The following is an 18326-nucleotide window of genomic DNA, read 5'->3' on the forward strand; positions in this document are numbered from 1 at the left end:
AGACAAGGGCGCAAAGCAAATCCGCGGTCCAGTTTCAGCTCGGCAATCTCGCCAGGAAGGACCCCATGCGCAGCGCGCCTCTTGATCCGGGCTGCTATGTCCGTGCCGCCTCAAAGGCAGACCACGCGGCTTCGAAAGCGTCAAAGTCGAACCCCTCCTGACGTGCTGGGTCCAGCACGAGTTTCTCGGTGTCCAACAGGCGCCGGATTGCGGCGTCCAGATCAGGCAGGACCTCAGGCGGAATAACCAGCGCACCGTGGCGGTCAGCATGGATCAGATCGCCATCGGCGACACGCAATCCGAAGACCGACACCGGCTGGCCAATATCCTTCACATGCACGAAGCCATGGCTGGGACCGATGGAGCCTGCAATCACCGGAAACCCCTCCGGCAGATCGCCAAGGTCACGCATCACCCCATTGGTCAGGGCACCCGACAGGCCGAACCCCTTGTGCACCGTCGTGTTGATCTCGCCCCAATAGGCCCCGATGCACTGGGGGAAATCCACGTCTTCAATCACCGCAAGCGCGGGGCGCGGACCTTCGGACATATGGCGGTAATACTCCATGCGCCGCGCCTTGATAACTTCGGGCGCCTCAGTCGGCGGGGTGACAGCGGCAATGCGTGCGGTGCGGGCATAGCCCACAATGGCCGGGGCATCCGGGTGCGAGGCCAGCATCGTGCCACGGGTAAACGCATCAAATCCGCGCTTGCCCTGCGCCACTTCGATGGCGTTGCACACTGTGGGTGTATCGACCTGCTTCAGCAGGGTCAGAAGCGAGTTATCCATTCAATCCTCCAGCCAGCGGGCCAGCGCCGCGTTGGTTTTTTCGGGTTGCTCCAGCGTGGGCAAATGCCCGGCCCCGTCGATGATCTCCAGACCCGCGCCGGGGATCAGGTCGGCCATCAGTTCATGGCGGGAAACGGGACACAGCGTGTCATCCCGCCCGCACAGAACCAGCGCGGGAAGCTGCGCCGCCCGCAAGGTTTCAGCCTGATCGGGCCGGTCCATCAAAGCCCGCGACTGTGTCAAAAACACATGCGGACCAAGGTCCAGCGCCATCTGCATGCACAGATCGAGGATTTCCTGCCGGCGCGGGCCGTCGCTTAGGTAATTTGGCTTCATTTCGTCGCGCATGACATGCGCCAGTTGGCCCTCGCGCACCTTTTGCATTTGCGGAAAACGGCGGTCTTTGACGGCATCGGTTTCAGCCATCGGGTTGGTGTCCAGAAGGGCCATCCGGTCCACCCGGTCCGGGGCCTGACGCAACACCTCCATCGCGACGATGCCGCCCATCGAAAGACCGGCCAAGGCAAAGCGCGGCGGGGCGTCCGACAGCACCGCCTGCGCCAACCCTTTGACACTGTCATATTCAGTGATGGGGGCGCTGACCACCATCCGTCGCCCTGAAAAAGCGGCGAATTGCGGCGCAAACAGTCGCGCGTCGCACATCATTCCGGGAAGCAGCACAAGGGGCGTCATTTGATCAGCGCGGCCCCTTCAGCCAAGGCCGACAGCTTGGCATAAGCAATGTCAGGGTCCACCGCACCAAAGCCCGCAAACGTGCCGAAGCCACAGTCAGACCCTGCGATCACCCGATCCACGCCGACAATGTCGGTGAACCGCTGGATGCGTTGGGCGACAAGCTCAGGATGCTCGACGAAATTGGTGGTGGTATCGACCACGCCCGGCACCAGAACCTTGTCGTCGGGAATATCGCCCTTGCGGTCACGGAACGTTGTCCATTCATGCCCGTGGCGCGGGTTCGAGGTTTCAAACAGCACATAGCGCGATTTCGTGGCCATCAACGTGTCGAACATCTTGGCCATCGGGATATCGCAGCAATGCGGCCCCTCGTAGTTGCCCCAGCAGATATGCACCCGCACCTTGTCGGCAGGCACATCCGCCAGCGCGTGGTTCAACGCCTCAACATGCAGGTTCGCAACCTTGATGAATTCGTCATCACTGAGGTCGGTGAACAGCATATGGCGCGACAGGGCAAGGTCGGGGCAATCCAGTTGCAGGTCCAGCCCCGAGGCCACAATGGTCTCGTATTCCGCCTTCATCGCGTCGGCCAGCGCGGCCAGATACGCCTCGCGCGATGTGTAGTAGTCATTCTGAAGGAACAGCGAGATCACACCGGGGCTGGCGGCATTCATGAAGCCGCGTTCCGCCCCGCGCTCTGCCATTGCGGCCTTCAGGTTCGCGATGTCTTTTTCAAGCTCACCCTGCCCTTTTGATCGCACCTCGCCCACACACATTGGTCGCGCATATTGCGGTGTGCCCCCATCATCCGCCAACCGCTTCAGAAAGCCCGGAAACATTTTCAGATCGGCCGGCGCATTGCGCGGGCTGTCGCCGTCAAACCCGGTATAGCGGTCCTTCACATAGGTGGCATAGGATATCTTGGACGTCTCACCGTCCGAGACGATGTCTATCCCCGCCTCCACCTGTTTGCGCACAGTGTCGGACACCGCCTGTGTCATGCAGGCGTCAAACTCTGCCGGGTCGTATGGTTTCTCATTTTCGCGGGCGAAAATGAAATCCACCACCGCCTGACTGCGCGGCAAGGAGCCCACATGGGTTGTTTTGATACGTGTCATAATAGGCTCCTTGCAGTTGGTTATGTGCCGGACCAGGTCAGGCCAGCGGGATCGTCCGTCGTGCGGACACGATAAAGGCTTGTCTCGCCCGTCATCGACGGCGCAAGCGCGTGGGTCTCGCCTGGATTGATCAGGCAGGTATCGCCGGGGTTCAGCACCGTCTCGCCGCCGTCATAGCGCAGCTTCCAATGGCCGCGCATGGGCATCAGGACGGTCGGCTTGTCATGGCTGTGCATCTCGTCGGGGATCGAGCCGCGGGTCAGGAAATCAACTTCGAACCCCGGCTTGTCGCGCAGCAAACCATCCTCGCCGATGACTTTCGCGGGTTTCTTGCCCGCCAGCGCCATCAAGTCCCAATACCGGGCGACATAGTCGCGCACGACATTTTCGACCGGCACTTCGGGAAAGGCTTTCAGCTGCTCTTCGGTCAACAGCGGCATGGGGTTCACACCATCGGGCAGGCTTTGACCCTTTTTGCTGTCGTAAAGCGCGCCATTGTCCCCCAGCACAAGACCGTGGTCCTTGGCGTCCTCGATCACCTGTGGGGCCCATGTCACGCCGCCACCCGCATCATCGCCGCCCAACACGGCCATGATCATGCCGTAGTCGGTGCCGATATTTTCAAACCCGCGGAAAATGCCCGTGGGGATGTTGAAAATATCGCCTTCCTCGGCGACGAATTCGCCGGCCGTGCCATAGCGGCCCCAGAAGAACCGCCAACGGCCCTTGAGGACGAAAAACACCTCGGCGGTGGTGTGCGAATGCAGCGAGTTGCGGCATTTCGGCGGTTGCCCCGCCGCGCCGATGTTGAAGCCGATCTGGTCGGTGATGTGCACGTGCTGGTCGGGGCTTTCGCTGACGCCCCCGCCGATGATGGTGAAGTTTTCCTTCTGGTCCGATCCCGGCGTATGGGCGTCGATGAAGGCCGTTTTGCAGGGTTGCAGCTCGCCATAGCGGACGATGCGGTCTTGGATGGTGCTCATTGGTCTGTCTCCTATTGGTCTGGGTCTGAGTGGTTCAAACCCAAACGCCGGGCGGGCGATTGTTCAGCCGCCGCGCCCGTCGCGACGCGCAGAAGGCATGGAACCTTCGCGTCGCCTGACTGGCATCCAGATATCGGGCGCTGGTGGACATCAGACCGCGCCCGTCTGAAGCAGAATTTGCTTCCAGATCGAGGTTTCGTCGAACAGAGTGAACTCCCTCCGCAGCCCCCACGGCCCGAACTCGGCATGGCTTGCGCCCAGCACATAGACCTCGGCCCCGGTGGGCACGCCAAAGACGCCCCAACCGTCATGCTTGCCCTGCAGCGTCCAGCGTAGTGCTGCACGCGGTGGCATCAACGGATCATCGCGACCGATCTGGTGGTGAATGGTGAACTTGGCATTCGGAAAGGATGCGCGCAGCCCCATCCAGAACCGATCCACCGGCCCCCAACTGTGGCCCGTCGCCCCACCGGGATATTCAGACTGCACCGCGCGGTCATACTCAGATTCGATCGCCGTCATGTCGGCATTCATCATCCGGGTCAGGATGTCAGCGTATTTCTGGCCCCATTCATTGTCATTTCCGGTGCCCTTGTAAGGGCCGGGTTTGTCATTGGCCGGGGTGAACGGCTGCACGCAATTCTCGGGCCCGCCTTCACGGGCGATCAGGTCGCGGGCATAGTCCTTTGGCTCCCATCCCATCTGGCGCACAATGGCGCCCTGGTCGCGGATCAGCCATTCATCGCTGATCTGGTTGTTGATCGCGTGGCAGTCCGCGATGATGCGATAGGCCAGCTTGTTGCCCGTCGCCTTGCCATAAACCCCGTCGCCCAGATGGGTCGCGGTCGAAAACAGCCGGTGCGAGGACAACATCCCTTCCTCGGGCGTGCCTGACCAGATCACGTCTTCGCCCAACAACGTGCGGTCGGGAAACTCGGCCAGTGTGGCCATGGTGGCGCCGATCACATCGGTGTTGCCGACAACCACAGAAGCGGGCGAGCGCACTACGATATCGGGGGCATAGTAATCATGCAGCGTGGCAATGCCGCGGTCTTCCCAGATCTCTTTGGTGATGCCGATGATATAGTCAGGGAAATCCTTGAACTTGCTGTCAAAACCCTTCATTCGCTCCATCCTTCCGGTTTGCGGGCCGAGCCGCGCACGACTAGCGGGCCGTCAATTTCAATCTTCTGCGGGCCGCGCCCGGTGCCGTCGATTTCCGCCAGAAGCAGGTCGACGGTTTCGGCCACCATACGGTTGGCGGGTTGGCGCACGGTGGTCAGGTCATAAGCGGGCCAGCCGGCAATCGGCACATCGTCGTAGCCGACGACCGACACGTCGCCGGGCACCGACAGGCCAAGATCTGTCCGCAATACATCCATCACGGCAAATGCCATGTGATCATTGCAGACAAACACCGCGTCGGGCCGATCATCGCCGGAAAACATCTGCCGTGCGGCCTCGGCGGCGCGGTCAGAACGGAAATCCCCCACGGCGCGGCTGTGAAGCGAAACACCGGCCTCAGTTAGTCCGGCCCGGAACCCAGCCTCGCGGTCGCGCTGGGTCGACGCCCCTTCCCACCCCGCGATATAGCCGATCCGCTTGTGGCCACCCCCGATTAGGAACTCGGCAACCTTGCGCCCACCCGCGACGTTGTTCGATGCGACCGAGGACAGGTCCGGCCCGTCCTGAGACCGGTTGAACATGACAATCGGCACACCGGCCTTACGGCAGCGGTCGGTCAGCTCGGACGACATGCCGACCGAGGCTGTGATGATCCCATCCACTTGATAATCCAGAATTTCATCGACAACCCCTTCAATGTCAGCTGAGGTGCTGGAGGCCATGAAAATCAAGATGTGATAGCCCTGTTCCTGCAAGGCATTGGACAGTTTTTCCAAGGCTTCGGGATAGAAGTGATTTTCCAGATAGGCCACGACCAAGCCGATCATCCGGCTTTTCCCCGACACCATTGCCCGCGCCAGCGAATTGGGGCGATAGCCCAGCTCATCCGCCGCTTTCCTGACCTTTTCGACCGTGCGCTTGGACGCAGAGGCCCCCGGCGTGAACACCCGACTGACCGCCGATTGGCTGACGCCCGCGCGCTGTGCAACTTGGGCTGAGGTCACTTTGCTCATTCCGCAGTCCATCCCCCGTCGATCATCAGGGCGGTGCCGGTGACAAGGCTGGACGCGTCCGAGGCCAGGAATTGCACCGCGCCCATGATATCCTCGACCTCGCCCACGCGGCCCAGCTTGATCTTGTCTTCGATCCAGGCGCGCTTGTCGGGCTGGTCAAAGGTGGACCGGGTCAGGTCGGTCAGGATGAAGGTCGGACAGATCGTGTTGACGCGGATGCCCGCCTTGCCCCATTCGATCGCCATCGACTTGGTGAAGCCTTCGACCGCGTGTTTGGTGGCACAGTATACGGCACGATCCAGCCCGCCCACATGCGCCATTTGCGACGAAATGTTGATCAAACTGCCGGGCTTGCCCGCCGCCACCAGACCCTTGGCAACGGCCTGGGTCAGGAAATAGGCCCCCTTGACGTTCAGGTCGGACACCGCGTCGAAATCCGCTTCCGTCGTCTCGGTCGCTGGGCTGTGGCGCGCCAGACCGGCGGAGTTCACAAGCACATCAAACGGCCCGTGTTCCGCAATTGCCGCCTGTGTGCCAGCAATGTCGGCCACGTCCAGCGGCAGCGCACGGGCGGACATGCCCGCTGCTGTCATTTCGCTGACCAGCGCCTCCAACGCATCCGCGCGCCGGGCGGCCAGAGTCACTTCAGCCCCCGCCTCGCCCAAAGCTGCCGCACAGGCCAGACCGATGCCGGAACTGGCCCCGGCCACAAGCGCGCGTTTGCCATCCAGTCGAAACGAAGGGGTTTTGGGCAGTTGGCTCATCCGCTCATCCCATCCGGTATGTTCAGGCGGCCCATATGACGCACCTTGTTGAACTCTCGCAAGCGGGCAAACACATCCACGCCCAATTGGTCATAGGCGTCCAGCAGATCGACCAGCACCCAGTTTTCCCGGATCTTGCCGTTTTCAATGCGCCAGAAATCAAGGCTGCGCATGGAGATCTTCTTGCCCGACGGCGCAATGCCCAGCCAACCGCCATGGGTGACGGTCTGGATCATGTCGGGCCAGCCAGTGACGGCCGCATAATCGCCATCGCCAAAGAAGTGATAATCGATCTCGTCCACATATTGCCCGCGATCCGGCATGCCCGACAGAAACGGGATCTGGTGCCAGTTGCGGAACCCCCGGATACCGCGCCCGGTGCCGATCCCCGATGGGCCATACCAGCTCATCTTCTCGTGCCAGAACTTGTCCATCTCCATCACGTCCGGGCCGCCCTGACTGGGGTGGCGCTTCATATGCTCCAGCATGTCGATGATGTGCTGACGGGACCCGGTGCCCTTGTCCATGTCATAGGGGCCGGGCACGATCCCGTCACAGGTTGACGGACCCGGCACATGCCATTCGCGCCCAAGGGACGGGGCCAGCGGCCAGGCATTGGCCTGCAACATGACCTCGGGAATGTCCCACAGGCCCTGAAATTCGACAATCTTGCCGTCTTCGATGCGGAAGAACTCGTGAAACCGCATATGGACCTGATGGCCGGTCGGGGGGATGTCCAGCCACGGCGCTTCGAACGTGCCGGTGTAATAACCACCACAGCCGACCCATTCCGCGCCGTCTTCGTCCGGTCCGGCCATGACGATATAGTCGCGCCGCTCCAGATCCGGCCAAGCGTCCAGCAGATCGCGATAGGCTGTGTTGTAAAACGCGTCGGCCCCGATGCTGTCGCCAATGGGGAAACACAGGTGAAACACCGCATCCGGTGCCGTCACCTTTGCGAGCACCCTGCGCACCGACGCCTCGTCAAAATCATACATCGCCGCTCGCACAGGGGCGATCAACGCTTTGTTTTTGCTCTGAACGTCCATCACTATCTACTCAGCCGCCTCGCGGTATGGCGCGCCTTCGCCATAGGGAACGTTCACACCGCCATAGCGGCGCACGCGGATGTTGCATTGCTCGGCGTGGCCGACAAAACCTTCCAGCATGCACAGGCGCGATCCGTATTCGCCGATCCGGGCGGCGGCCTCGTCCGTGGTGATCTTCTGGTAGCTATGCGTTTTCAAATACTTACCAACCCAAAGTCCGCCGGTATAACGCCCTGCCTTCTTGGTCGGCAGCGTGTGGTTGGTGCCGATCACCTTGTCGCCATTGGCCACGTTGGTGCGCGGCCCAAGGAACAACGCGCCATAGCAGGTCATGTTCTCAAGGAACCAGTCATCGCGGTCCGTCATCACCTGCACATGCTCGGAGGCAATGTCGTCGGCGACCGCCAGCATCTCGTCATAGCTGTCGCACAAGATGACCTCGCCGTAATCCTCCCAGCTCACGCGGGCGGTGCCGGCGGTGGGCAGGATTTGCAGAATGCGGTCGATTTCGACCAGTGTATCCTCGGCCAGCTTGCGCGAGTTTGTCACCAGAACGGCGGGCGAATTATAACCGTGTTCGGCTTGCCCCAGCAGGTCGGTGGCACACAATTCGGCATCGGCGGCGGTGTCATCGGCGATCACCATGGTCTCGGTCGGACCTGCGAACAGGTCGATGCCCACGCGCCCAAAAAGCTGTCGCTTGGCCTCGGCCACGAAGGCATTGCCGGGGCCGACCAGCAGATGCACGGGGTCGATGGTTTCCGTGCCGAGCGCCATCGCGCCCACGGCCTGAATGCCACCCAGCACGTAAATCTCGTGTGCGCCGCCCAGATGCATCGCGGCGATGACGGCCGGGTTGGGTTCGCCGTTGAAGGGCGGGGTGCAGGCGATGATGCGCGGCACGCCCGCAACCTTCGCGGTGGCGACGGACATGTGGGCTGATGCCACCATCGGGAACTTCCCTCCGGGCACGTAGCAGCCAACTGATTGCACCGGGATGTTCTTGTGACCAAGGATGACGCCCGGCAGGGTCTCGACCTCAATGTCCAGCATACTGTCGCGCTGCGCCTGGGCGAAGTTGACCACCTGTTCCTGCGCAAACTTGATGTCTTCCAGATCGCGCGGGCTGACCTTGGCGATCAGCGCGTCGATCTCGTCTTGCGTCAGGCGATAGCTGTCGCGGTCATAGCCGTCGAACTTCACAGCCAGCTCGCGCACGGCAGCGTCACCGCGGGTCTCGATGCCTTTCAGGGTCGCGGTCACGACGGCGGCAGTCTTGGCATCATCATCGGCGCGATCGGAATCTGGTTTGCCGCGTTTCAGGTATTCGATTGTCATGTCACATCCTCGCTTGTTCGGGCCGGGGGGGCTGGCGCTCGCCCCGGTCAAATGCTTCCCAGCCTTCGCCGCCAAACAGGTCCACTCCCAGCTGCGCGGCCACATGGGCGAAATCGACATTCACCCAGTTGTCGGTGATCTTGCCGTCGACGACTTTCCAGAAATCCATATAGCGGATCTCGACACGTTTTCCCGTGGGCGCAATGCCAAGGAATTCGCCGGAATGGGTGGCTTCCTGTCGGCCAAAGGCAGCAGCCCATTCCCCCATGTAAAGACGCGCCTCGTCGATGCAGGTCTTGTCCGAAAACGCCGCTTGAAACGGGCGCTGCCAGTTGTCCTGAAACTCCTTCAGACCGGTTTTCGTGCCGCAGCCCTGATTGCCCATCCAGCGAAACCCATCGGCGAAGAACTCACCAATATCACTGATGCGATGGTCGTTCAGGCCGTCAACCATGGCCTCGATCACCCGGCGGGTATCGTCTGTTTTCGACATATCTGTGTCGCGGGTCAGAACCGCTTGTTCTGGGCGGGAACCTTTCATCCTTTGACGGCTCCTGCGGTCAGACCGCTGACAATCTGGCGTTGGAACACCATGACAAGGAAGAACAAAGGCGCCGTGATCGACACCGCAGCGGCCACCGCGACAACCTGATCGGTGGTGGTGGTCTCGCGGCTGAACATCCCAGCGATGGCTGGCACCATGGTCTGGTTCTGTGCATCCAGCAAAAGCGATGTGACAAGAAAGTCGTTATACCCCAACAGGAAGGAAAACAGCCCGGTCGTGATCACCCCCGGCCACATCACCGGCATGATGACACGGCGGAAGGCCTGGAAATGGTTGCAGCCATCCACCCGCGCGGCTTCGTCCAGCTCGGCGGGGATACTTTGGAAGAAGGACCGCAGCATCCAGATCGTGAAGGGTTGGTTGATGGCAACCAGAACCGCGATGACCGCGAAGGGTTTGCCATAAAGCGTGGGGGCGTTTTCCCCAAGGATCGGGGCCAGCCATTCGGACGACGAGATGAATACCGGCAGATAGCCCGCCACCAGCACCGAATGCGGCAACGCCCGGAACACCAACGCGATGATCAGGATGGCAAAGGCAAGCCCGGATCCTGAGCGCGCAAGCCCATAACCCGCAAGCGTGCCCACGGTCAGCGATATGGTCACGACGCCGGTGGTCACGATCATCGAGTTCTTGAAGTTGTTGGAAAACCCGCGATCAACCCAAACCGTTTTGTAATGCTCGGTGGTCAGGCCGATGATGTCCCGCCCCAGCGGCCCGAACCATGGATTCAGCACATCCAAAATGGCGGGCAGGATCGCGAAGAACGTGACCAGAAACCCGATGGCCACGACCAGCACACCGATCACCCATCCGGCCCATTTTTGTCCGCCCGGCGCATAAGACGCGATCATTCCCGGAAGGGTCTTGGTCATGATCCGTGCCGTGATCCAGATCACCGCTATCCCCAGCAGAATATCGAGGATCGAAATGCCGTGGCCTGTGTCCCGCGTATGCGGGCCAAACACGACATTCAGCGCATTGGACGAAAAGGCATCGACCGGAGATTTGAAGCTCATCACCGTGATCCAGAAGATCGGGAAGGCGGCGACGATGCACCAAAGCGCCAGAAACGAGGCCGAGGTGAGTTTCAGCCCCAAGGGCTGACGCAGGGCACGAGACGACATCTTAGTGATCTCCTTTATGGTCTTGCCAGGTGCGGCGCAGAAGCGGAACCAGAAGAGCGGCAATCCCGATCATGGTCAGCATCGCCGAGGCCGAGGCGCGGCTGATCGACCGGTTGCCCGCCTGATCCGGCACAAGGAAGTCATAGGTCAGCCATTGCAAGCTGATGACATAGCCTTGGCTTGAGAAACCGACGATTTCTTCGAAGACGCGATAGGCGTCCATCAGGTGGATCATCGAAATGAAGATGATCAGCGGGGTCAGATGCGGGATGACCACATATTTCATCCGTTGCCAGCGGCTTGCCCCGTCGATGACGGCGCTTTCCAACGCGTCGCTGTTGACGGTTTGCAGCCCGGCATAGAACACGATCGCCGCAAACGGGGCCACGTGCCACACGCGATACAGCATGATCAGAACCTCGATGGTCCAGGCCTGCGCAAACATCGACACGTCGCGCTGTAGATACCATTCGATAAGGGCGGTCAGAATACCGTCGCCACGAAACAGCCAATTGATGCTGAGCGCGCCGATCACCGGTGTGATAATGAACGGCAAAAGTGAGATGAAGATCACCGGCCCCTTGATGGCGAGGGAGGCATTGTTGATCATCAATGCGATGCCAAGCCCAAAGCCCAGCACCAGTGGCAAGGTGATCAAAGTGAAGGTCAGGGTGAACCGTAGCGCCTTCCAGAAATCAATCGACTGAAGGGCCATCAGACCGTCGGTTTTGACGGCGTTCCATGCCCGTTCCAGCTCCAGCACGTTGCGATAGCTTTGCAAGCCAACGAAGGTCGTGATCTCGACGATCTTGCCGTCCTCATCCAGTTGCGGCACCGATTTCTGTTCGGTCACGCAGATCTGGTCGGGAAACCCCGGCGAGCATGTCTCGACCTCGACCGTGTCATAGATCGGCTGGGTGACATAGAAGCTCTGCTTCAACACGCTTGCCAGCGGAAACGCGATGAACAACAGCATCATGAAGACAGACGGCCCGACAAAAGCTGCGAAGGTCTTGAAGTTCATGGCTCTGCCTTTCTGATGATCCGGGGATGGCGGTGGTGGGTGGGGGAAGGGCCTGGCCCCTCCCCGCTTGGCGGTGGGTTACTGCACCAAACCCGATTCCTTGGCGGCGGTGATATAAGCCGCTTCGATGTCAGCCAGCGTCGTAGCCGCATCTTTGGCACCGTTTAGGTAATCGGAAATCCCGTTGCCCAGAACGGTGTGCATGATGCCCATCGGACCCGATCCGGGATAAGGTGCCGTGCCTTTCTGCGCGGTCTCATAGGCCCCTTTGGCCAGCGGCCCGGCATTGAACCCGTCGATCAGCCAGACGGCAGCGTCATTGTTGGCTTTGACCATCTCAGTATCCATGCCTTCCATGGCGACTTGGAAGGCCGCTTCGGCCTCTTCATCGGTCATGTTGGTGGCAAAGACGACGCCATCCCACCACAGCGACGATGCCGGACGCTCGGACCCCATCGGGGCGGCGGCCATCACGACCTTGCCCACAACCTGGCTTTCGGCTTCGTCATTCATCGCGGCGGCGCGGCTGGCCCACAGGTTCGCCATGGCGATCTTGCCCTGCTGAAACTGCTGCTGAACATAGGTCGAATCCGAGACCAGGTATTCCGGGTCCATAAATTCGGTCAGCGCCTTCATCACTTCCAGCGCGGCCACACCTTTTTCATTGTTGATATTGGGCATGTTGCCCTCGGCAAAGAACTCGCCGCCTTCACCCAGATAGTTGTTGATGAATTCTTCACCCAGGTTCCAGCCGGTCTTGAAGGTGGCACCGATGGGATATTCCACAACACCCGCCTCATTGATCTTCGCGGCCGCGTCCAGCATCTCGGCATAGGTCGTGGGCACCGCGATGCCGAGGTCATTCAGGATGTCCTCGCGATACATCAGGTGCTGAAGGTTCACCATCATCGCAATCGCATAGGTCTTGCCATCCACCTTGATCAGCTGGTTGGGCTTCAGATGCTGGCCGTATTTCGCAACCAGGTCATCCAGCGGACGGATGGTGCCCGCATTCAACAGCGGCACCATGGTTGAGTTTGCAACGCCACCAATTTGATACAGAGCGGGTTTTGCCGCGAAGGCTTCCGGCTGCTTCTCGCGGAAGTCCTGATCCAGCGAGGCCTGGAAATTTCCGCATTCCGCCATCGCATCCGTCACCGCCTTCCAGGCTTCGAACCCGGCGGACAGCGATTTCAAAGGTGTTGTGTTTTCATAGGCACATTCGGCCCATGCTCCGGTTGCCATCACCGACAAAGCGCCGGCCAATGCAAGTTTCTTGAACATCAGAAATGTCTCCCTGTTTTATCAGGTCCGCCGTCGACACACGGACCATAGTTGTGCCGCAAGCGCGGCAAGTGTCTGAGGGTCAGCCCTCGATACGTTTGCCATCTTCGGTGGCTTCGAAAGTGTGGCAAATCTCTTTCGGAACCGAGATCGAGACCATGTCCCCAATCTCTGCCCGGAAGGTCTTGTCGGATTTCACCGACACCAGCGCGCCGTTGATGCGCACGGAAATCATCGTCGCGTCGCCCAGCAGCTCAAGCGTATAGATCGGCGCGTTGATCTGCCCCTGCCCGGTCTCGGCCAAGGCGGCATCTTCGGCGCGAAAGCCAAGCGTGACGGGGCCGTCGGGAGCGTTCAGGCCGGGGATTTCGGTGTGTTGTGCCCGGAACGTGCCGCCCTTTACCTCTCCATCCATCAGGTTCATGGCAGGTGAGCCGATAAAGCTGGCGACAAACGTGTTGGCCGGGGTGTCATAGATCTCGGTCGGGCTGCCCACCTGCTGCACCACACCTTTTTTCATCACGACGACCCGATCCGCCAAGGTCATCGCCTCGATCTGGTCATGGGTCACGTAAATGGTGGTGGCAGCCAGATCGTGGCTCAGGTTCTTGATCTGCGCGCGGGTCGAGACCCGCAGCTTGGCATCCAGATTGGACAGGGGTTCGTCCATCAAGAACACTTTGGGCTTGCGGACGATGGCCCGCGCCAGCGCCACGCGTTGCCGTTGCCCCCCCGACAGGGCGGCCGGTTTTCGGTCCAGAAAGTCCAGAAGCTCGACCCGTTCGGCAGCCTGCATCACGCGCTCGTGGTGGGTGGACGGGTCATTGCCGCGCACTTTCAGCGGAAAGCGGATGTTCTCATAGACATTCATGTTCGGATAAAGTGCGTAGCTTTGGAACACCATCGCCACGTCGCGGTCCTTGGGTTCTTTGTCGTTCACCCGCTCTCCGTCAACGATAATGTCGCCTTCGCTGGCATCCTCCAACCCGGCGATCATCCGCATCGTGGTGGTCTTGCCGCACCCGGACGGGCCCAGCAGGACCAGAAATTCCTTGTCTGCGATGGTCAGGTCAAAATTATCGACACCGACAAAGGCGCCCCAGCGTTTGCTGATGTTGCGCAGTTCGATTTCTGCCATAAGGCCAACCTCCCACCGGGTTTTGCATACGAATGCAAAAAGGTTAGACTTTGCTGCGACAATTTGGCAAGCTAATTTTGCATTCGTATGCAATGCCAGGCGCAACCCGCTGTAAAGAGAGAGAAATGCAAGACCTTCAAGCCGCCAAGGACATCGTCCGTCGCCATCACGCCGATCTGATCGCACCGGGAATCACCGCCGAAGACGCGCTCGCCGCGCATACTGGTCCCGACTACCTCTGGCGTGGGTTCCACCCGTTCGGCGCGCTTCGATCGGCGCAGCAGGTCGCCCGTCAGTTCTGGACGCCGCTGAAGAGCAGCCTGACCGCGATGCAACGGCGCGAAGATGTCTTTTTCGCCGGGCGCAACCAGATGGATGGGTTCAACGGCATATGGGTGGTTTCGATGGGGCATCTGATGGGGTTGTTTGACGAACCGTTCCTAAACATCCCGCCAACCCACAAGATCACAATGCTGCGCCATTGCGAATTCAACCGGGTCGCGGATGGCAAGATCGTCGAAACGGCGATGTATTTCGACCTGCCCCACCTGATGGTGCAAGCCGGTTTTGACCCCTTCCCCGGACAGACCGCCGCGCAACTGGTGCAACCGGGTCCGCAAACCCATGATGGACTACTTCTCGCGCCGCAGCCCGCCGACGAGGGCGCGGCAACGCTTGCCGTTATCAACCGCATGATCGGTGATCTGGGGCAATGGAACAGCGGGTTGAGCCTGGAAGACGAACTGCGTCAGACCTGGGCCGAGGACATGCTGTGGTGGGGACCCACCGGCATCGGCGCGACCTATACGATCCCGCGCTATGCGCGGCAGCATTCAGGGCCGTTCCGCGCGGCCTTCTCGGATCGTTCAAAAACCACCCACATCGCTCGGTTGGCCGAAGGTCATTATGGCGGCTTCTTCGGCTGGCCCAATTTCACTGCCCGTCTGACCGGCGATTTCATGGGCCATGCCCCCACCGGCGAAACCGGCGAGTTCCGCGTGATCGACATTTACCGTCGCGACGGCGACAAGCTGGCCGAAAACTGGATCTTCATCGACCTTCTGCATTTCTGGAAAGGCCAAGGTGATGACGTGCTGCAACGACTGGCTGACGGAGATCTGTGATGATCGACGCCCACCATCATCTTTGGGACCTGTCTGCGGTACATTACCCGTGGTTGATGGCCAAAGGAACGCCACGTTTTTTCGGCGATCCCGCCCCCATCCAGCGCAACTATCTGTTGGAGGAGTTTCGCCGCGATGCCGCCGCGCAAGGGGTCACTGGGTCCGTCCATATTCAGGTCGGTGCCGAAGATGGCTGGGCCGAGGCGCAATGGGTGCAGTCCGTGGCAGATGCCAATCCAGACTGGCCGATGGCGCAGGTCGTCTTTTGCGATCTGACCGCGCCTGACCTTGGACATCAGCTTGACCGGTTCCAAACCCTCTCAACCCTGCGCGGCGCCCGCCAGATCGTCGGTCGCGCGCCGGGCGAAGACGCCATGACCGGCACCAACACACTGCTGGACGACCCCCGGTTCGCAGACGGCCTGCGCGAATTGGGACGGCGTGGGCTGAGCTTCGATCTGCAATTGATCCCGGAACTGATGGAAAACACCGCCCGCGTGCTGGAAACCGCCCCCGACACGCAGATTGCCCTGTGTCATGCAGGCAGCCCGCATGATCGCTCAGTGATAGGGCTCGCCGACTGGGCACAGGCATTGCGCCACCTGTCCGCCCTGCCCCATATCACCTGCAAACTGTCCGGGCTTGGAATGTTCAAACATGACTGGAGACCCGCGGATTTCCGGCCCATCATCGAGGTTTGCCTTGACCAATTCGGCCCGGATCGCTGCATGTTCGGCTCTAACTTCCCGGTCGACAGCCTGTATTCCGATTACGAAACCCTGTTGCGCGCGCATGCGTTTCTGGTGCCCAAAGCGCATCACGAACAGGTCTTTGAAACCGTCGCGCGTCGGTTCTATCGGCTGGACGGCTGAAGGCTTGGGAATCGCGCACAGTGTTTGCGATGTTGCGCGTGCAACAAGGTTTTTGGCTGATTGATTTCCATGAATCGGCCAATAATTCAGTACGCAGCATTTCGAATTTTCAACACCTGCAGTGCGGACACACCTTCTGTTCGATCTGGGCTGCAGAACGCAAACTGTAGACATTGTTTACGCGCGGCTCACCGACCACGTTATGCGCGCGCTCAACCCCCCTAGTGATGAGCGTTGGAGCGACAGAACGCAGCCGTGCGCTTGGGCCATATCGTTTACAATGGTCAAACCCAGACCCGCCCCCGGTTGCTTTGCGTCCAATCTACCGCCACGTTTCAGAACGGAAGATATCTCAGCGTCCGGAATGCCGGAGCCGTCGTCATCGACGGACAGGAACGCGTGCGAGCCATCCTGCCCAGCCCGCACGCAGATACGACTTTCCGACCATTTCATCGCGTTATCAAGCAAGTTGCCCAGAAGCTCGGTCAAATCAAACTCATCAAAGGGTGCATACAAGGTCTCAGGCACTTCGATATCCCATTGAATGTGCTCGGCCCCGGGTTGGCGGCTCAGGGCGCGATGCAGACGGGTGGCAATCGGGTGAATAGCACAGCGCCGCCGTCTCTGATGGCTGTCGCGGCTCTGCGCCAGCTCACGCTCGACCGTGTGTTGAATGCTGGTGATTTCCGACATCAATTCGTCGGCGAGCGCGTCGTTCCCGCCACGGCGCAACTTGCGTTCGACTCCGTGCATGATCGTCAGCGGTGTTTTCAAACCATGCGCCAGATTCCCGGCGCGCGATCGGGCGCGTTCAAGCGCCTCTGCATTTGCATCCAGAAGTTGGTTCACTTCTTCAACAAGCGGCAGAACCTCGGACGGATAATCCGATGACAACCGCACTTTGGGCGATTTGCTGACACCGCCAATTTCTGAACGAATTTTTTTCAGTGGGTTCAGCCCAAGTTTGACCTGAACCCAACCCGCCGCGAACAGAAACAGGCCCAATATGGCCAGCCAAATAACAGAGTTGGTAAAAAATCCTGAAACCGACAGATCCAGGTCTTCGCGGTCAATGGCAATCGCCAGAAAGACCTCTCGCTGGGTGGCGCCCTCTCCGATCGTGACCACCCAACTCGCGACGGCGACCGCATCGCCAGTCCCGGTGTTGACGTTGGCATACGAGATGACCCCCGGCGCATCCGGGCGATCCAACGCCAAAGGCGCCGCCCAGAACGAAGGCGACAGAACGGGGTCTTTGTCATCAACTTGGATTTGCCAGTAATAACCAGACAAGGCCTGATTGAACCGGGGGTCCGATATGGGCGTCACTTCAACTTCACCGTCGGCGCTTACGCCAATGTTGCCGGTCAAAAGCAGGAGGTAAGTCTCCAACTCATCGCGCGCCCGGTCTTCGAAATACAGCCGGAACAAGAAGTTGAACACGATAACCGTCGCCACCAGCGCCAGAGTGGTCGTGATGGCAGCCGCCAGTAACAGACGCAGGCTTAATGACATTCTCATTGAGGATCTTCAGCGATCATATAGCCAAACCCGCGTCGTGTTTCGATCACATCGCTCCCAATTTTGCGGCGCAAACGCCCTACCAGGACTTCAATTGCATTGCTGTCGGGCTCCTGATCTCGGAAGTAGATGTTTTCGGCAAGCTCCTCTTGCGCAACCACCTGACCACGATTGTGCATGAGGTAATTGAGAAGCCGGTACTCCAAAGGTGTGACCTTCAACGGGCGCCCGTCGATGGACACGCGCATCTGCCTGAGGTCAATGCGCAGCGGTCCGGCTTCCAATGTCGTTGTTTTCTGCCCGCTTGAACGCCGCAGCAACGCGCGAAGGCGTGCGATGAGTTCTTCCATCTGAAAGGGCTTTCCCAGATAGTCGTCCGCGCCTGCATCAATGCCTTCGACCCGTTCGTTCCAGTTTGCCCGAGCGGTCAGCAAAATAACCGGCATATCCTGGCCTTCATCACGCCAGCTACGCAGAACCGAAAGCCCATCCCGTTTGGGCAGACCAATATCAAGGATCGCCGCAGCATAGCTTTCGGTGCTGCCGAGAAACCAGCCTTCTTCCCCGTCCCGGGCGATCTCGGGGACAAGGCCTTCGCCTTTCAGAACATCGGCAATCAGTTCCGCAATCTTTTGTTCATCTTCGACGATCAGAATACGCATTCAGCACTTCCGCATGCTTGTGACTCGGCCGGATTTGGCGTCAACGGTCACCGAAATCACGGCGCCAGACGACCCAACAATCAACACGTTGAAGGTCGGTCTGGTCCCGTTCTCGGAAAACCCTACATGTAAA

Annotated in this window: 18 protein-coding genes; 2 read left to right on the forward strand and 16 right to left on the reverse strand. The window is 60.0% G+C overall.

The features are described from left to right. Positions 1-94: 94 nt before the first annotated feature. The 14 genes from ACXYMP_RS09760 to ACXYMP_RS09825 form a co-directional block, all read right to left on the reverse strand. Positions 95-790, reverse strand: coding sequence for an RraA family protein (locus ACXYMP_RS09760; RefSeq protein ID WP_298565178.1), 696 nt, complete (start codon positions 788-790; stop codon positions 95-97). Beyond that, positions 791-1483, reverse strand: coding sequence for an alpha/beta fold hydrolase (locus tag ACXYMP_RS09765; protein WP_458905960.1), 693 nt, complete (start codon positions 1481-1483; stop codon positions 791-793). Then, positions 1480-2604, reverse strand: coding sequence for a cobalamin-independent methionine synthase II family protein (locus tag ACXYMP_RS09770; RefSeq protein ID WP_458905961.1), 1125 nt, complete (start codon positions 2602-2604; stop codon positions 1480-1482). The genes ACXYMP_RS09765 and ACXYMP_RS09770 overlap by 4 nt, the downstream gene beginning before the upstream one ends. Before the next feature lie 20 nt (positions 2605-2624). Further along, positions 2625-3587, reverse strand: coding sequence for a cupin domain-containing protein (locus tag ACXYMP_RS09775; protein ID WP_458905962.1), 963 nt, complete (start codon positions 3585-3587; stop codon positions 2625-2627). Between the two features lie 150 nt (positions 3588-3737). Beyond that, positions 3738-4712 carry a nuclear transport factor 2 family protein gene (locus tag ACXYMP_RS09780; RefSeq protein ID WP_458905963.1) on the reverse strand — a complete coding sequence of 325 codons (975 nt, stop codon included), beginning with the start codon at positions 4710-4712 and terminating at the stop codon, positions 3738-3740. Further along, entirely contained in the window at positions 4709-5725 is a 1017-nt protein-coding gene (locus ACXYMP_RS09785) for a LacI family DNA-binding transcriptional regulator (RefSeq protein ID WP_458905964.1), read from the reverse strand. Before ACXYMP_RS09785 ends, ACXYMP_RS09780 begins: the two co-directional genes overlap by 4 nt. Next, positions 5722-6489 carry an SDR family NAD(P)-dependent oxidoreductase gene (locus ACXYMP_RS09790; RefSeq protein ID WP_458905965.1) on the reverse strand — a complete coding sequence of 256 codons (768 nt, stop codon included), beginning with the start codon at positions 6487-6489 and terminating at the stop codon, positions 5722-5724. Before ACXYMP_RS09790 ends, ACXYMP_RS09785 begins: the two co-directional genes overlap by 4 nt. Continuing rightward, complete coding sequence (locus ACXYMP_RS09795; RefSeq protein WP_458905966.1) at positions 6486-7538, reverse strand: ester cyclase; 1053 nt, start codon at positions 7536-7538, stop codon at positions 6486-6488. Before ACXYMP_RS09795 ends, ACXYMP_RS09790 begins: the two co-directional genes overlap by 4 nt. A gap of 6 nt (positions 7539-7544) precedes the next feature. Further along, on the reverse strand, positions 7545-8876 hold the full coding sequence (gene hisD / locus ACXYMP_RS09800) for a histidinol dehydrogenase (protein WP_458905967.1): 1332 nt from the start codon (positions 8874-8876) through the stop codon (positions 7545-7547). 1 nt (position 8877) lies between these two features. Then, complete coding sequence (locus ACXYMP_RS09805) at positions 8878-9417, reverse strand: ester cyclase (RefSeq protein WP_458905969.1); 540 nt, start codon at positions 9415-9417, stop codon at positions 8878-8880. Beyond that, positions 9414-10568, reverse strand: coding sequence for a carbohydrate ABC transporter permease (locus ACXYMP_RS09810; protein WP_298565152.1), 1155 nt, complete (start codon positions 10566-10568; stop codon positions 9414-9416). The genes ACXYMP_RS09805 and ACXYMP_RS09810 overlap by 4 nt, the downstream gene beginning before the upstream one ends. A gap of 1 nt (position 10569) precedes the next feature. Then, positions 10570-11592: a carbohydrate ABC transporter permease gene (locus ACXYMP_RS09815; protein WP_298565149.1), complete on the reverse strand. Its 1023-nt coding sequence runs from the start codon at positions 11590-11592 to the stop codon at positions 10570-10572. Positions 11593-11670: 78 nt separating this feature from the next. Then, entirely contained in the window at positions 11671-12876 is a 1206-nt protein-coding gene (locus ACXYMP_RS09820) for an ABC transporter substrate-binding protein (RefSeq protein ID WP_458905972.1), read from the reverse strand. 82 nt (positions 12877-12958) lie between these two features. Beyond that, complete coding sequence (locus ACXYMP_RS09825) at positions 12959-14014, reverse strand: ABC transporter ATP-binding protein (protein ID WP_298565143.1); 1056 nt, start codon at positions 14012-14014, stop codon at positions 12959-12961. 125 nt (positions 14015-14139) lie between these two features. On the opposite strand from ACXYMP_RS09825, the gene ACXYMP_RS09830 reads away from it, so the two are divergent. Beyond that, complete coding sequence (locus ACXYMP_RS09830) at positions 14140-15138, forward strand: nuclear transport factor 2 family protein (RefSeq protein WP_458905974.1); 999 nt, start codon at positions 14140-14142, stop codon at positions 15136-15138. Continuing rightward, positions 15138-16010: an amidohydrolase family protein gene (locus ACXYMP_RS09835; RefSeq protein WP_458905976.1), complete on the forward strand. Its 873-nt coding sequence runs from the start codon at positions 15138-15140 to the stop codon at positions 16008-16010. Before ACXYMP_RS09830 ends, ACXYMP_RS09835 begins: the two co-directional genes overlap by 1 nt. Positions 16011-16187: 177 nt before the next feature. Here ACXYMP_RS09835 and ACXYMP_RS09840 read toward each other — a convergent pair whose 3' ends face one another. Continuing rightward, complete coding sequence (locus tag ACXYMP_RS09840; RefSeq protein WP_458905978.1) at positions 16188-17531, reverse strand: sensor histidine kinase; 1344 nt, start codon at positions 17529-17531, stop codon at positions 16188-16190. After that, the gene (locus tag ACXYMP_RS09845; RefSeq protein WP_458905980.1) at positions 17528-18193 is read right to left on the reverse strand and encodes a response regulator transcription factor; all 666 of its coding nucleotides are present in this window, start codon (positions 18191-18193) and stop codon (positions 17528-17530) included. The genes ACXYMP_RS09840 and ACXYMP_RS09845 overlap by 4 nt, the downstream gene beginning before the upstream one ends. Between the last annotated feature and the right edge of the window lie 133 nt (positions 18194-18326).

Source organism: Aliiroseovarius sp. CAU 1755 (genome assembly GCF_054482655.1).

What these genes read in the sequence shown, in the direction of transcription:
- ACXYMP_RS09760 (WP_298565178.1), bottom strand. Translation starts at nt 790, where the DNA reads ATGGATAACTCGCTTCTGACCCTGCTGAAGCAGGTCGATACACCCACA.
- ACXYMP_RS09765 (WP_458905960.1), bottom strand. Translation starts at nt 1,483, where the DNA reads ATGACGCCCCTTGTGCTGCTTCCCGGAATGATGTGCGACGCGCGACTG.
- ACXYMP_RS09770 (WP_458905961.1), bottom strand. Translation starts at nt 2,604, where the DNA reads ATGACACGTATCAAAACAACCCATGTGGGCTCCTTGCCGCGCAGTCAG.
- ACXYMP_RS09775 (WP_458905962.1), bottom strand. Translation starts at nt 3,587, where the DNA reads ATGAGCACCATCCAAGACCGCATCGTCCGCTATGGCGAGCTGCAACCC.
- ACXYMP_RS09780 (WP_458905963.1), bottom strand. Translation starts at nt 4,712, where the DNA reads ATGAAGGGTTTTGACAGCAAGTTCAAGGATTTCCCTGACTATATCATC.
- ACXYMP_RS09785 (WP_458905964.1), bottom strand. Translation starts at nt 5,725, where the DNA reads ATGAGCAAAGTGACCTCAGCCCAAGTTGCACAGCGCGCGGGCGTCAGC.
- ACXYMP_RS09790 (WP_458905965.1), bottom strand. Translation starts at nt 6,489, where the DNA reads ATGAGCCAACTGCCCAAAACCCCTTCGTTTCGACTGGATGGCAAACGC.
- ACXYMP_RS09795 (WP_458905966.1), bottom strand. Translation starts at nt 7,538, where the DNA reads ATGGACGTTCAGAGCAAAAACAAAGCGTTGATCGCCCCTGTGCGAGCG.
- hisD (WP_458905967.1), bottom strand. Translation starts at nt 8,876, where the DNA reads ATGACAATCGAATACCTGAAACGCGGCAAACCAGATTCCGATCGCGCC.
- ACXYMP_RS09805 (WP_458905969.1), bottom strand. Translation starts at nt 9,417, where the DNA reads ATGAAAGGTTCCCGCCCAGAACAAGCGGTTCTGACCCGCGACACAGAT.
- ACXYMP_RS09810 (WP_298565152.1), bottom strand. Translation starts at nt 10,568, where the DNA reads ATGTCGTCTCGTGCCCTGCGTCAGCCCTTGGGGCTGAAACTCACCTCG.
- ACXYMP_RS09815 (WP_298565149.1), bottom strand. Translation starts at nt 11,592, where the DNA reads ATGAACTTCAAGACCTTCGCAGCTTTTGTCGGGCCGTCTGTCTTCATG.
- ACXYMP_RS09820 (WP_458905972.1), bottom strand. Translation starts at nt 12,876, where the DNA reads ATGTTCAAGAAACTTGCATTGGCCGGCGCTTTGTCGGTGATGGCAACC.
- ACXYMP_RS09825 (WP_298565143.1), bottom strand. Translation starts at nt 14,014, where the DNA reads ATGGCAGAAATCGAACTGCGCAACATCAGCAAACGCTGGGGCGCCTTT.
- ACXYMP_RS09830 (WP_458905974.1), top strand. Translation starts at nt 14,140, where the DNA reads ATGCAAGACCTTCAAGCCGCCAAGGACATCGTCCGTCGCCATCACGCC.
- ACXYMP_RS09835 (WP_458905976.1), top strand. Translation starts at nt 15,138, where the DNA reads ATGATCGACGCCCACCATCATCTTTGGGACCTGTCTGCGGTACATTAC.
- ACXYMP_RS09840 (WP_458905978.1), bottom strand. Translation starts at nt 17,531, where the DNA reads ATGAGAATGTCATTAAGCCTGCGTCTGTTACTGGCGGCTGCCATCACG.
- ACXYMP_RS09845 (WP_458905980.1), bottom strand. Translation starts at nt 18,193, where the DNA reads ATGCGTATTCTGATCGTCGAAGATGAACAAAAGATTGCGGAACTGATT.